The sequence below is a fragment of the Mesorhizobium huakuii genome, assembly GCF_030160235.1.
GTDB lineage: Bacteria > Pseudomonadota > Alphaproteobacteria > Rhizobiales > Rhizobiaceae > Mesorhizobium > Mesorhizobium huakuii.
The window spans coordinates 1-13435 of the sequence record NZ_BSNY01000021.1 but is presented as its reverse complement, the minus strand read 5'-3'; the positions used below and the strand labels follow the sequence as shown (position 1 = coordinate 13435).

The 13435-nt window shown below is 64.4% G+C and carries 14 protein-coding genes; 10 read left to right on the top strand and 4 right to left on the bottom strand.

The window, feature by feature from the left end:
• Positions 1-43: 43 nt before the first annotated feature.
• From hflK to QQK95_RS10280, 4 genes are all read left to right on the top strand, one after another.
• Positions 44-1159 carry an FtsH protease activity modulator HflK gene (gene hflK, locus QQK95_RS10295; RefSeq protein WP_284271871.1) on the top strand — a complete coding sequence of 372 codons (1116 nt, stop codon included), beginning with the start codon at positions 44-46 and terminating at the stop codon, positions 1157-1159.
• Positions 1159-2124, top strand: coding sequence for a protease modulator HflC (gene hflC, locus QQK95_RS10290; RefSeq protein WP_284271869.1), 966 nt, complete (start codon positions 1159-1161; stop codon positions 2122-2124). The genes hflK and hflC overlap by 1 nt, the downstream gene beginning before the upstream one ends.
• Before the next feature lie 3 nt (positions 2125-2127).
• A complete protein-coding gene (locus QQK95_RS10285; RefSeq protein WP_284271866.1) occupies positions 2128-2316 on the top strand; it encodes a DUF2065 domain-containing protein in 189 nt (62 codons plus the stop codon).
• A gap of 148 nt (positions 2317-2464) precedes the next feature.
• On the top strand, positions 2465-3979 hold the full coding sequence (locus tag QQK95_RS10280) for a DegQ family serine endoprotease (protein WP_284271864.1): 1515 nt from the start codon (positions 2465-2467) through the stop codon (positions 3977-3979).
• Between the two features lie 32 nt (positions 3980-4011).
• Here the strand turns inward: QQK95_RS10280 and QQK95_RS10275 are convergent, their stop codons facing one another.
• Both QQK95_RS10275 and serB read right to left on the bottom strand, forming a co-directional pair.
• A complete protein-coding gene (locus QQK95_RS10275; protein WP_284271862.1) occupies positions 4012-4584 on the bottom strand; it encodes a GNAT family N-acetyltransferase in 573 nt (190 codons plus the stop codon).
• Positions 4581-5468, bottom strand: coding sequence for a phosphoserine phosphatase SerB (gene serB / locus QQK95_RS10270; protein WP_284271860.1), 888 nt, complete (start codon positions 5466-5468; stop codon positions 4581-4583). The genes QQK95_RS10275 and serB overlap by 4 nt, the downstream gene beginning before the upstream one ends.
• Between serB and miaA the strand changes: the two genes are divergently transcribed.
• Together miaA and QQK95_RS10260 are read left to right on the top strand one after the other, a co-directional pair.
• Positions 5458-6423, top strand: a complete 966-nt coding sequence (miaA, locus tag QQK95_RS10265; RefSeq protein ID WP_284272554.1) for a tRNA (adenosine(37)-N6)-dimethylallyltransferase MiaA — start codon at positions 5458-5460, stop codon at positions 6421-6423. The genes serB and miaA overlap by 11 nt on opposite strands.
• A gap of 105 nt (positions 6424-6528) precedes the next feature.
• Positions 6529-7320, top strand: a complete 792-nt coding sequence (locus QQK95_RS10260; protein ID WP_284271859.1) for a GGDEF domain-containing protein — start codon at positions 6529-6531, stop codon at positions 7318-7320.
• 245 nt (positions 7321-7565) lie between these two features.
• Here QQK95_RS10260 and QQK95_RS10255 read toward each other — a convergent pair whose 3' ends face one another.
• Positions 7566-9398: an ATP-binding protein gene (locus QQK95_RS10255; protein ID WP_284271858.1), complete on the bottom strand. Its 1833-nt coding sequence runs from the start codon at positions 9396-9398 to the stop codon at positions 7566-7568.
• Positions 9399-9552: 154 nt separating this feature from the next.
• On the opposite strand from QQK95_RS10255, the gene QQK95_RS10250 reads away from it, so the two are divergent.
• Both QQK95_RS10250 and QQK95_RS10245 read left to right on the top strand, forming a co-directional pair.
• On the top strand, positions 9553-10116 hold the full coding sequence (locus QQK95_RS10250; RefSeq protein ID WP_284271856.1) for an XRE family transcriptional regulator: 564 nt from the start codon (positions 9553-9555) through the stop codon (positions 10114-10116).
• A gap of 4 nt (positions 10117-10120) precedes the next feature.
• Positions 10121-10429, top strand: a complete 309-nt coding sequence (locus tag QQK95_RS10245; RefSeq protein ID WP_032930759.1) for a hypothetical protein — start codon at positions 10121-10123, stop codon at positions 10427-10429.
• Between the two features lie 75 nt (positions 10430-10504).
• Here the strand turns inward: QQK95_RS10245 and QQK95_RS10240 are convergent, their stop codons facing one another.
• Positions 10505-11392: a LysR family transcriptional regulator gene (locus QQK95_RS10240; protein ID WP_284271849.1), complete on the bottom strand. Its 888-nt coding sequence runs from the start codon at positions 11390-11392 to the stop codon at positions 10505-10507.
• 118 nt (positions 11393-11510) lie between these two features.
• Between QQK95_RS10240 and tmpA the strand changes: the two genes are divergently transcribed.
• Together tmpA and tmpB are read left to right on the top strand one after the other, a co-directional pair.
• Entirely contained in the window at positions 11511-12662 is a 1152-nt protein-coding gene (tmpA, locus tag QQK95_RS10235; RefSeq protein ID WP_284271847.1) for a 2-trimethylaminoethylphosphonate dioxygenase, read from the top strand.
• Positions 12659-13243: a (R)-1-hydroxy-2-trimethylaminoethylphosphonate oxygenase gene (tmpB, locus tag QQK95_RS10230; RefSeq protein WP_284271845.1), complete on the top strand. Its 585-nt coding sequence runs from the start codon at positions 12659-12661 to the stop codon at positions 13241-13243. Before tmpA ends, tmpB begins: the two co-directional genes overlap by 4 nt.
• Positions 13244-13435: the final 192 nt, after the last annotated feature.

The following is a 13435-nucleotide window of genomic DNA, read 5'->3' as shown; positions in this document are numbered from 1 at the left end:
CGTAACTCCGGCGCTTGAGGGAATTCCAAGCGAAAGGACATTCATGCCCTGGAACGACAAGAGTGGCGGAGGCGGCGGCCCGTGGGGCGGCGGCGGTAACAATCAGGGGCCCTGGGGGCAAGGGCCAAAGGGGCCGAGCGGCCCGCAAGGGTCGCCCCCCGACCTCGAAGACATCATCCGCCGCGGCCAGGACCGGCTGCGGCGCGCTCTGCCCGGCGGCGGTGGCGCCAGTCCGGCGGTGTTCGGGCTGATCGCCGCGGTGCTGGTCGTTCTGTGGGCCTTCCAAGCGGTCTATACGGTGCAGCCCGATGAGGTCGCGGTCGAGCTGCGCTTCGGCAAGCCGAAGCCCGAACTCTCCCAGCCTGGCCTGCATTTCCATTGGTGGCCGCTTGAAACCGTCGAAACGGCCAAGATTTCCGAGCAGCTCGTCGACATTGGCGGCGGCAACACCAGCGGCAACGGCCTGATGCTGTCGGGCGATCAGAACATCGTCAATGTGCAGTTTTCGGTGGCCTACCAGGTCTCCGATCCCCGCGCCTATCTGTTCGACGTCTCCGATCCGGACGGCATGCTGCGGCAGGTTGCCGAAAGCGCCATGCGCGAAGCCGTCGGCCGCCGGCCGGCACAGGACATCTTCCGCGACGACCGCCAGGGCATAGCCGCGTCGGTACGCGAAATCATCCAGTCGACGCTGGACGGCTACAAGGCCGGTCTCAACGTCAATGCCGTGTCGATCGAGGATGCGGCACCGCCACGCGAGGTGGCCGATGCGTTCGACGAGGTGCAGCGCGCCGAGCAGGACGAGGACAAGTTCGTCGAGCAGGCCAACCAGTATTCCAACCAGAAGCTTGGCCAGGCGCGTGGCGAGGCGGCACAGATCCGCGAAGACGCGGCCGCCTACAAGAACCGTGTGGTGCAGGAAGCCGAAGGTGAGGCCCAGCGCTTCATCTCGGTCTATGACGAATACGCCAAGGCGCCGGATGTAACCCGAAAGCGCCTCTATCTGGAAACCATGGAGAAGGTTCTGAAGGACTCGAGCAAGGTCATCGTCGAGCAGGGCAACGGACAGGGTGTCGTGCCCTATCTGCCGCTGCCGGCATTGCAGTCCAAACCGCCGGCTCCGGCCGCACCTGCCGCGAACACGGGAGGTACCCAGTGATGGCCAACCGTCTCCCCATTTTCGCCGTCATCGCGGCGGTCGTCCTTTTCCTGATCTATTCCTCGGTCTTCGTGGTCAACGCACGCCAGCAGGCGCTGGTGTTGAGGTTCGGCGAAATCGTCGACGTCAAGAGCGAGCCCGGCATCTATTTCAAGGCGCCGTTCTCGTTCTTCGACGCCGACACGGTGCAACTGATCGAGAACAGGGTGTTGCGCTTCGACCTGGACAACATCCGCGTCCAGGTGTCGGGCGGCAAGTTCTATGAGGTCGATGCCTTCATCGCCTATCGCATCTCGGATCCGCGCGTCTTCCGTGCCGCCGTGTCCGGTCAGATCGAACTGGCCGAGGCGCGGCTGAGGACGCGTCTCGACGCTGCCTTGCGCCGCGTCTACGGCCTGCGCGACTTCGAGGCGGCGCTCTCGGAACAGCGTGCCGTGATGATGCGCGAGGTGCGCGATCAGCTCCGGCCCGACGCCACCTCGCTCGGCCTGCAGATCGAGGATGTCCGCATCCGCCGCACCGACCTCACGGCCGAGGTTTCACAGCAGACCTACGACCGCATGAAGGCGGAACGTCTGGCCGAGGCCGCCCGGCTTCGGGCACGCGGCAATGAAGCGGCACAGCGCATCACGGCACGTGCCGATCGTGAAGTGGTCGAGATCGTTGCCGAAGCGCAGAAGGAGTCCGAGATCCTGCGCGGCGAGGGCGAAGCCCAGCGCAGCGCCACCTTCGCGGATGCCTACAAGCGCGACCCGGCCTTCTTCGACTTCTACCGGTCGATGAATGCCTACGGCACGGCGCTGGACAGCACAGGGACGACCATGGTGCTGTCGCCGAGTTCGGAGTTCTTCCGCTACTTCCGCGATCCCGACGGCAAGGAAGGACCGGCGAAGCCGGCGGGACCTGCCGCACCGGCAACGGCACCCGCCGCACCGACGACACAACCCAGCACCGGCCAGAAATAGCCGGTGCAGGACTTTTTCGCGGCAATAGGCCTGGTCCTCGTGATAGAGGGCCTGGTCTATGGCGGCTTTCCCGGTTTTGCGAGGAAGCTTGCGGGCGAGGTGCTGTCGATGCCGGAGAACGCATTGCGGATCGCCGGGCTGGTCGCAATCGCCATCGGTGTCGGCATCGTCTGGCTGGTGCGGGCCGGATAGGAATGGCCGGTTTTCGTCCACGGCAAACGGAGGATTAATCCTCTGCCGATAGTCGTAGCCGCAAACGTGCCGTATTTTTTGCCAACATAGCGCAACGCGGTGTTTTCGCCGTTGCGCTTTCTCTTTCAGAATACCGGGAGGCTCCTCGATGACATCCACACTCCTTTTGCGCGCGGCACGGCGGACGCTCATCGCCGGCACGGCAGCGCTCCTCGTCGGCACTGTCGCCGCCCCGTCCTTCGTGACCCCGACCTTCGCGGCCGATGGGCCTGCTTCGGTGGCCGACCTGGCGCAGGGCGTGCTCGGCGCGGTGGTCAACATCTCGACTTCGCAGACGGTGAAGGGCACGGAAGGGCCCGGCGCCGTGCCGATGCCGCAGCTTCCCGAAGGCTCGCCCTTCCAGGACTTCTTCGACGACTTCTTCAAGAACCGCGGCGGCGGCAAGGACAACAGCGCGCAGAAGGTACAATCGCTGGGGTCCGGTTTCGTCATCGACGCCGAGCAAGGCATCGTCGTCACCAACAATCACGTGATCGCCGACGCCGACGACATCGAGGTCAATTTCTCCGATGGCGTCACGCTGAAGGCGACGCTGGTCGGCACCGACACCAAGACCGACGTCGCGGTGCTGAAGGTCGATCCGAAAGGCCACAAGCTGACCGCGGTGAAGTTCGGCGATTCCACCAAGATGCGCGTCGGCGACTGGGTGATGGCGGTCGGCAATCCATTCGGCCTTGGTGGTACGGTCACGGTCGGCATCGTTTCGGCGCGCAACCGCGATATCAATTCCGGGCCCTATGACGATTTCATCCAGACCGATGCCGCGATCAATCGTGGCAATTCGGGCGGGCCGCTGTTCAACAGCGTCGGCGAAGTCATCGGCATCAACACGGCGATCATCTCGCCGTCCGGCGGCTCGATCGGCATCGGCTTCTCCATTCCTTCGCAGCTTGCCTCGGGCGTCGTCGACCAGTTGCGCCAGTTCGGCGAGACACGGCGTGGCTGGCTCGGCGTGCGCATCCAGCCGGTGACGGACGACATCGCCGAAAGCCTCGGCATGGCGACCGCCAAGGGCGCGCTGGTGGCCGGCGTCATCAAGGGCGGCCCCGTCGACAACGGCACCATCCAGGCCGGTGATGTCATCATCAAGTTCGACGGCAAGGACATCCATGAAATGCGCGACCTGCCGCGTGTCGTCGCCGAAAGCCCGGTCGGCAAGGCCGTCGACGTGCTGATCGTGCGCAAGGGCGTCGAGCAGACGGTGAAGGTGACGCTTGGCCGGCTCGAGGATGGCGAGAAGCTTGCCAGCGGCGAGAACGGCAACACCGAACAGGACAAGGGCAAACAGGCTCCGGCGGTTTCGACCGCCTCGGTGCTCGGCATGACCGTCGGCGAACTCAATGACGAGACGCGCAAGAAATTCAGCATTGCCGCCGATGTCTCCGGCGTCGTCATCACCGATGTGGCCAAGGACTCGGCCGCCGCCGAGCGCGGCATCCAGCCGGGTGAAGTGATCACCGAGATCGCGCAGGAATCGGTCGCCACGCCCAAGGACGTCATGGACCGGATCGGCGCGCTGAAAGAGCAGGGCCGCAAGAACGCGCTCTTGATGCTGGCGTCGAAGACCGGCGAGCTGCGCTTCGTGACGATCCGGATGGATTGAGATTTCAATCCGGCGATCTCAAAAAAAGGCGGCTAACCAGCCGCCTTTTTTCTTGCCTGCCAGTCCTCGCGCGACAGCCGGTAGAGCACATGCCGCCTGAGCGCGGAATGGCTGTCGGGAATCCCGGGATGATCGAAGTCAGCCGTTGGATCGGCCGTCATGCCGAGGCGTTTCATGACGGCGGTCGAGCGGTGGTTTTGCGCGACGGCAAAGGAAACGATCTCGTCGACGGCCAATGTCTCGAAACCGTAAGCCAGCCAGGCTTCCGAGGCCTCGGTGACATAGCCCTTGCCCCAGAATTCGGGTGCCAGCCGCCAGCCGATCTCGATGGTGCCGGCCGGCAGGACATCAATATCCTCTGTTCCCGACAGGCCGACAAAGCCGATGCACTCGCCCGTGGCGGCGATTTCGGCCGCGGCGAAGCCATATCCGTCCTTGTCGATCCATGCCCGGACCTCGTCCATCTTGGCGTCCGCGGCGGCACGGTCGCGGCGGAACGGGAAGAATTCCATGACGCGTTCATCGGAATTGATGCGATGGAAGAGCTCGCGGTCACGCTCTTCCCAATTGCGCAGGATGAGGCGCTCGGTGCGCATGGGTGTCATTGGACAAACTCTTCCTGGCGATAGCCCTGAAGGTAGAGCAGTGCGGTGAGGTCGCCGTGGTCGATGCGAACCTTGGCCTGGGCCGCCACGGTCGGCTTGGCGTGAAGCGCCACACCGGTGCCGGCAAGCCGGATCATATCGAGGTCATTGGCGCCATCGCCGACAGCGATGGCGTCGGCCGGCGTCAGGCCAAGGCGTGCGGAAATGTCGAGCAGCGCGTCGGCCTTGGCGGCGCGGCCGAGGATCGGCTCGCCGACCAGGCCGGTGAAGCGTCCATCCTCTTCGAGCAGGCGGTTGGCGCGGTTCTCCTCAAAACCGAGCATCGCCGCTATGCGCGTGGTGAACACCTCGAAGCCACCCGAGACCAGTGCCGTCCAGGCGCCGCTGGCGCGCATGGTCCGGACCAGCGCTTGGCCGCCCGAGGCCAATGTCAGCCGATTGGCGACGATGCGGTCGACGACGGCGGCATCGAGCCCCTTCAACAGCGCGACGCGTTCGCGCAAGGCCGGCTCGAAGGCGATCTCACCGTTCATCGATCGCGCGGTGATCGCCGCGACGTGCTCCTTGACGCCGATCTCGTCGGCCAGTTCGTCGATGCATTCCTGGTCGATCATGGTCGAATCCATGTCGGCGATGAGGATTTTCTTGCGGCGCGTTTCGGCTTGCTGGACGATCACATCGACCGGTTCCCCGGCCAATGCGGCGCGCAGGGCAGCCGTGGTATTGGCGGCATCAGCCGCTTGCGGCAAGGCAAGATCGCAGGCAATGCCTTCGGCCAGCCAGACGACTGTGCTTGCGCCCACCGACCGCGAGGCCATATTCGCAAGCGACGGCGACAGAGCGCGGTCAGCGGGACGGGAAACAAGCGTGGCAATAAGCGGCATCGAGAATTCCGGCACGGATGCGGGCGAAGGCCGCGTGAAGAACGCGATCCTGATAGCCGGGCCGACCGCCAGCGGCAAGTCGGCATTGGCGCTCGACCTGGCCGAGCGCGCGGGCGGCGTCATCGTCAACACCGATTCCATGCAAGGCTATTCGGTGCTCGACGTGCTGACCGCCCGGCCGGAGGCGGCCGACCTCGTACGCGTGCCGCATTTCCTCTACGGCCACGTCCATCCCGGTACCGCCTATTCGACGGGCGCTTGGCTGCGCGATGTGATGAAGCTCATCGACGACGGCACGCTGTCGCGGCGACCAGTCTTCGTCGGTGGCACCGGGCTCTACTTCCGCGCGCTGGCCGAGGGTATTTCGGAAATGCCCGACATTCCGCCACGCATCCGCGATCGCTGGCGCTACGAGTTGAAGGAACAAGGCGCGGTCAAGCTGCACAGCTTGCTGCTGCGCGAGGATTCGCGAGCCGCCATGCAGCTCAAGCCAACCGACAGCCAGCGCATCGTGCGGGCGCTCGAAGTGCTCGACGCCTCCGGCCGGTCGATTCTGGAATGGCAGGCGGAGCGTGGCCGGCCGCTGATCGACAGGCAGACGGCGCGTTTCCTGGTCATCGAGCCGGACCGGGCCGCGCTGGTCGATCGCATCGAGAGGCGCTTCGACCAGATGCTGGACAAGGGCGCGCTGGAGGAAGTCAGGCAACTTGCGGCCCTTCGCCTCGATCCGGATCTGCCGGCGATGAAGGCGATCGGCGTTCGCGACCTGCAGGCGGCGATGGCGGGAGGGTTGAGCTTTCCCGAGGCGATCGAGCGCGCCAAGATCGCAACCCGGCAATATGCCAAGCGACAGGCCACCTGGTTTCGCCACCAGCTGGGGCCCGAATGGCAGAGATTGCGCCCCGGTGACGATCTCGAAACCACGATCCAAACACTTGTTGCTAATGCAACTTAAAAAGTTGACCATGACGGAAGGGTTCGCGTCGAGGTTGCCGGGATTAACGCTCCGTAAGGCGGTCCGTGCCATAAGGTCGATGGGCACTTTTCCATTGGGGAGCAGATGCGTTTCCATAAGGCGGAATCCGCATTTTTCGTCTTTATTTTCGTGATCCTTGCCGCTGGCCTGGTGACGCTGCACGCCTATGGGCTCTTGCAATCCTTCGCCACGGAACTCAATACCCAGTCTGGTCTGGACAAGGTCATCTACCTCAACAAGCTGTTGTTCGCGACCGGCGTGCTGCTTGCGACCGCGCTGTTCTTCGGCATCTTCTTCATCTATCCGCTGATCCGCAAACAGGCGACGGAAGAAGGCAAGCTGCGCGCCATGACGGTTTCGCTCAGCGCCCGCTCCGAAACGCTCGAGCACGCCGCGCTGACGGACAGTCTGACCGGCATGCAGAACCGGCGCTATTTCGACGATGCGCTGAAGGAGTATCTTGAGGAGTTCCGCCGCATCGAGAAGCCGGTCGGGCTGATGATCCTCGATCTCGACCATTTCAAGCAGGTCAACGACACGCACGGCCACGATGTCGGCGACGAGGTGCTCAGGGCCGTCGCCAGCTGCCTCAAGGACATGACACGTTTCCACGACGTGGTGGCACGGCTGGGCGGCGAGGAGTTTGCCGTGGTCACGCCCAATATGGAGGCGGAACTGCTGGCCAAATTCGCCGAACGCATCCGCAAGGCGATCGCCAACATGTCGATCCTTTCGGGCAACGTCAGGCTCAAGATCACCACCAGCGTCGGCCTGGCCGTCTGGGACCGCAAGGAAACGGCCGAGGAGTTCTATCGCCGCGCCGATCGTCAGCTCTATGAAGCGAAGAGGCAGGGCCGCAACCGCGTCTGCGCCTAAAATCCCATCATTGAATTCGTGAGGCCGGCCGTCTGCCGCCGTTTTCTGCGCTTCCCCGTTCTACTGCGTCGCAGTAGAACTGAGCTCACGGACCACAAGTCCGCTCCGCTCCGGTTCTCGAAAACAGCATCAGCCGGTTCGGCCTGACGAATTCCCTGACGGGATTTACCCAAGCTTACGAGCGAAGAAGAGCCATGGAAGCTTGGCGCTGCTTCTGCCAAGCAAATGAGCGTGACGCCCGGGGCTCAATCGTTCTGGGGGCGCAGGCCGAAGGTGGCGGGCTTCAGGCCGTAGCGCATGTCGAAATCGTCGTCCGACTGCACACGGCCGGTTGCCGGCTTGCGGTAGTCGGGGTCGCCGGCCTGGCGGCCGGAATCGACCACTTCAGCGAAGGCCATCGCCTGCTGCGTCGGTTTCGGCACGTTGCGCAGCCGCTCGACGATCGCCACCAGGTCGACATCATCGCCGGCCTTTGGCGACTCGATCTCTTCGCGCTTGGCCGCGCCGGGAAGCAGGTGGCTGGGCAGTCTTTCGAATTTCAGCCGCATGGTCGTCGCCACGCCTTCGCCGAAGGCGATGGCTTCGCGTTGGCCCATGGACGACAGGAAGGCAAGAGTGGAGGCGGAGGAGTCGGCGATGGCCGAGCGGATGATCGCCTGGTCCTGTTCGTTGGCGAGCCGCATGGCGAAGAAGGTCGAGCACTGCGACAGGATGGTCGGGTCAAGCTCGCCCGGACGCTGGGTGACGACGCCGAGATAGCAGCCATATTTGCGGCCCTCCTTGGCGATGCGCGACAGCGCATGCCTGGTCGGCGCGAAGCCGAGACGCGGATCGGCCGGCATATAGCGATGCGCTTCCTCGCACAGCAACAGCAGCTGCAGCTTGCCCTCGCTCCACAGAGCGAGGTCGAAGGCCAGGCGCGCCAGCACCGAACAGACCGAGTTGACCACTTCGGAAGGCATGCCGGCCATCTCGAAGCAGGTCACCGGCCGGCCGTGATGCGGCACGCGGAAGATGTTGCCGATCGTCTCGTGGATGGTGTCCTCGATCAGGCGCGAACTGAACATGAAGCGATAGCGCGGATCGGCGGACGCCGATTCGATGCGCGTCTTCAGCGATTTGAGCGTCGGACGCTCGTTCTTGCTTTCGAGCATGCCCATGCGCTCGTCGATCTGCTTGATGAGATCGGCGATGCGGTAAGGCACCGGCGTATCGGCGGTCAGCGCATCGTTGCCGCGCCTGAGATAGGCGCCCGAATTCGGGTTGCGGTAGAGGTTCTTGGCCAGCGGAATGAGGTCGCGCAGGGCGTCGATTTCTTCCGGCACCGTTTCACGGCCGCGAAACAGCACCTCGGCGAACTCCTCGAGCTTGAACATCCAGAACGGCAGGTCGAGCGTCTTGGAATCGACCTTGACGCAATATTCCGGCAGTGACGCCGCGAATTCATTGTGCGGGTCGAGGATCAGGATGCGCAGATCGGGTCGTGCCGCGATCGATTTGCGCAGCAGCAGGGAGACGGCGGTGGACTTGCCGACGCCGGTGGTGCCGACGATGGCAAAATGGCGCGCCAGGGTGTCGTCGATGGCGATATTGGCGGCGATCGCCTCGTCCTGCGACAGCGAGCCGATGGTGATGGAATGGCGACCGGCCAGATCGTAGACGGCCTGCAGGTCGCGGCTGCGGATGCGGTGCGCGACCGCGCCGATATGCGGATAGGTGGTGATGCCGCGGTCAAAGACCGGCTTGGCGCCGGGCTCGGCACCATCGCGCACTTCGCCGATCAGCTCGATGCTGACCTCGATGGGGTTCTGGCCTTCATTGCTCCAGGCGCGGTCCGACTTGCCGATGCCGTAGACCAGGCCAACGGTTCGCGTCGTGCCCAGATTGATCGAGATCATCTTGCCGACCGTCCACAGGCCGGTCACCGCGCCGTCGACGTCGTCGGCATAGGCGGCGATGGTGGCGCGCGCGCCGTCGCATTGCACGACATTGCCCAGGATGCGCCGGTCGTTCTGCTCTGCGTTGCGGCGCTCCTGCGATGTCGGTTCTCCGACGGAAGCTTCGCGTTCGACAAACATGGACAGGCCAATCCCCATTTCCCTTGACATCAGACCCTAGCGGAATGGGGTTAAGGTCGGATGAGGTTGGATGGTGTAGAGAGGATTAAGCGCCTGGCGAAATTTGTCGCGAAATGGCTCTTCATCCGTTCCTGTTTTTCGCTATAATGGACGAATGGGTGATATAGCGAACGATATTTCTTCGACCATCGGCAGGCGGATCCACGCCGAGAGGGTCATGCGGGACTGGTCGCTGGCCGAACTCGCCGAGCGGTCCGGTGTTTCCAAGGCGATGCTGAGCACGATCGAGCGCGGCATGACCAGCCCGACGGCCGCCCTTCTGGTGCGTATCGCGGCGGCCTTCGGCATGACGCTGTCGACCCTCATCGCGCGGGCGGAATTGCAGAGCGGCGGGGTGTTGCGCGAGGCCGACCAGCCGGTGTGGCGCGATCCCGATACAGGCTATGTCAGGCGGCACCTGTCGCCGGCCAACGACATGCCGCTCGAACTGATCAAGGTGCATCTGCCGCCTGGCGCCAGGGTCAGCTTGCCGGCGGCCTCCTATGCCTTCATCAAGCAGCAGATCTGGCTGATTTACGGACGGCTCGAATTCACCGAGGGCGATGTGGTGCACAGGCTGGAGCCCGGCGACTGCCTGGCGCTCGGCGCGCCGTCGGACTGCACCTTCCATGCCATGGAGGCGGGCGCCGACTATCTCGTCGCGCTGGTCAGGGGCTGACATCATGGCGAGACGGCCAAAGCGCTCCCACAATGGGGGGCCGCCTCTTGATGAGTACAAGGGGCCACCCTGGGGCAAGGGCGACCCCTATATTTTCCTGGCCTGGCAGGCCGCGCACGCCAAGGCATGGAAGGCGCCGAGCCGCGAAGTCATGCTGATGCGCATGGACAAGGCCGAGCGGCTGGGCCTGACCTATGAGGAATACACGCTCGAGATCCTGGAGCGTGGACGGCATCTGCGGGAAGAAGACACGGAGCGCATCGCCGCCATCAAGGCCGCGCGCAAGCGGCGGCGCGTGCGCCATCTCGATTGACGCCGGCATTGCGGGCTGACCGAGACGCTGATCTGCTGGAAGCGCATCGGCTCGCACCGCGCTAGACAGTGCCGGTCATGCCGGGGCCGTTCTGGACAGGTGCCCCAGCAGCCACTGGCGGAAATCCTGTTCGGCACTGGTCAGGCGCGCGGTCGATGCGCTGGTCAGAAAATGGCCTGAGCTGCTGGAGAGCTCGAAATCGGAAAGCGGCGTCAGGCTCTTGCTCTTGAGCGCCGCGTCGACAAGCGGCCGCGACCCCAGAAGCACGCCGGCGCCGGCGCTCGCCGCTTCCATCGCGGCGACAAAACTGTCGAAGCGGTGCGATCGCTGGGGGTGGCCGGCCAGTCCGGCGGCCGCGAACCATTCCGCCCACATTTCGCGCGCGCCGGCGACCAGAAGCAGGGGCAGGGCTGTCCAGTCGGCAGTACCGGCGAGCGCTGGATTCGCCACCGGCACGAGGCGCTCGGCAGTCAGCCTGTCGGCCTCGCGTCCGGGAAAGGAGCCGTTGCCGAAACGGATGTCGAGCGCGGAGCCCGGCAAGTCGTAGTCGGTCGGTCGATGGATCGTCACCAGATCGAGCTGGATGCGCGGCAGCGCCTCGGCGAGATCGGGCAGCGCCGGGACCAGTATCAGCAAGGCGAAGGAGATCGGTACCCGGATAGAGACGGTCTGGACAGCGCGTGGCTCGAACAGTTCCGTCGTGCTGCTGGAGATGGTGGCGAAGGCCGACTGGATGTGCGGCAGGTAGGCGGCACCCTCTGGCGACAGCGCGACGCCGCGCGCCAGCCGCGAGAACAGGCGCGTCTTCAACCGGTCCTCGAGCAGCCGGATATGTTGGCTGACGGCGGCCTGGGTCAGGCCGAGCTCGGCCGCGGCCGCCGTGAAATTCGACAGCCGCGCCGCGGCCTCGAAACTGCGCAGCCAGTCGAGGGGAGGCAGAGCGGGAGCAGATTTTCGAGGCATTAGAAATTTGTGGTCTTTGGCCAAAAAATGATAATTTGAGTTATGCCTGTCTTGTGGCCAACATGCAATCGAAACCCTGCGGACCCGGCCGTGGGGCGTAAAGGACAGGAACGGATCCATGCTCACCCACGCGCTGATTGGCGACGAAGGCAAGACGATCGAACTTGGCTGGCAGGGCGGGAGGCGCACCCGCTTTCACGCCATGTGGCTGCGCGACAATGCGCTCGACGACAAGACGCGCAGCGCCGGCAATGGCCAGCGGCTGGTCACCATCCTCGACATTCCAGCCGAGACGAGGATCGGTGCGGCCGCGATCAAGGGCGGCGCGCTGGAAGTCAGCTTCGTGCCGGAAGGAAAAACGGTCAGCTTTCCAGCGCAATGGCTGAGCGCCAACGCCTATGACCGCGACGAGCTTCGCGAACCCGGCTGGACGGGCGATATCATCCAGCGCTGGACCAAGGCGACGATGCAGAATTCGGTGCCGCGCGCCAGCTACAAGGCGGCCTTTCACGGTCGCGGCGTCCTGCGCGAATGGCTTTCGGCGGTGCGGACCTACGGCTTTGCGGTGATGGACGGACTGCCGGCGGAATCCGGGGCGCTGTGCAAGGTCTCCGACCTGTTCGGCTATATCAGGGAGACCAATTACGGCCGTTGGTTCGAAGTGCGCGCGGAGGTCAATCCGAACAATCTCGCCTACACCAATCTCGGCCTCCAGGCGCACACCGACAATCCCTATCGCGATCCCGTGCCCACGCTGCAGATACTGGCCTGTATCGAGAATACGGTGGAGGGTGGCGAGTCCAGCGTCGTCGACGGCTTTGCCGCGGCGGCCGCGCTGCAGGCCGAAAACCCCGAAGGCTTCCGGCTGCTGAGCTCCTGTCCGGCGCGCTTCGAATATGCCGGCTCGTCCGGCGTGCGGCTGCAGGCGAAACGCCCGATGATCGAGCTCGGGCCGGATGGCGAGCTGATCTGCATCCGCTTCAACAACCGTTCGCTGGCGCCTGTCGTCGACGTGCCGTTCGCCGATATGGACGCCTACTATGCCGCCTATCGCCGGTTCGCCGAACTGATCGAGGATCCCGCCTTCGAAGTGACGTTCAAGCTTCAGCCTGGCCAGGCCTTCATCGTCGACAACACGCGCGTCATGCATGCCCGCAAGGCGTTTTCGGGCACCGGCAAGCGCTGGCTGCAGGGCTGCTACGCCGACAAGGACGGCCTGTTGTCGACGCTTGCCGCGATCGAGCACAGCTTCAAGGAGGCCGCCGAATGAGCGGCCAGGATTTGAACGCGGACAACATCGTCGAATTCATCGCCGACATTTTCGAGCGCCGGGGTTCGGAATCCTATCTCGGCGAGCCGGTGACGATGTCCGAGCACATGCTGCAGGGGGCTTGGCTGGCGGAACAGGATGGTGCGCCCGAAGTGCTGGTGGCCGCGGCGCTGCTGCACGACATAGGCCACTACACCAGCGAGTTCGGCACCTATTCGCCCGACGATGTCGAGGACAAGCATCATGACGAGGCCGGCGGCGAGGTCTTAGCGCCGTTCTTCCCGCCGGTCATCGTCGAATGCGTAAGGCTGCATGTCGCGGCCAAGCGCTATCTCTGCGCCACCGACCCGACCTATTTCTCCAAACTGTCGCCGGCTTCGGTCCACACGCTGTCGCTGCAGGGCGGACCGATGCGCGCCGACGAGGTGGCCGAGTTCCGCAAGAACCCGTTCCATGAGGAAGCGGTGCGGGTCCGCATCTGGGACGAGGGCGGCAAGGTCGCCAATATGAAGACGCGGGCGTTTCGCGATTACGTGCCGTTGCTGCAGCGCGTCGTGCGCGATTTCGCCAATCGTCCCTGACGCAGCCCATCGAGGAGGAGGCGGCCCATGTGTTTCTGCTTTGATGGGCGAGGGGCGGTGACGCCACATAGGTCCGAGAAGTGCCGGGAGCGCGGTCGTTCCGACGGCGTTCCTCCGGTGCAGCCCGGCCCTTTCGTGGGACTGTCAGGAATTCCGTGTGCGGGCGGGCTGTTGAACATTATGCAGCCATTG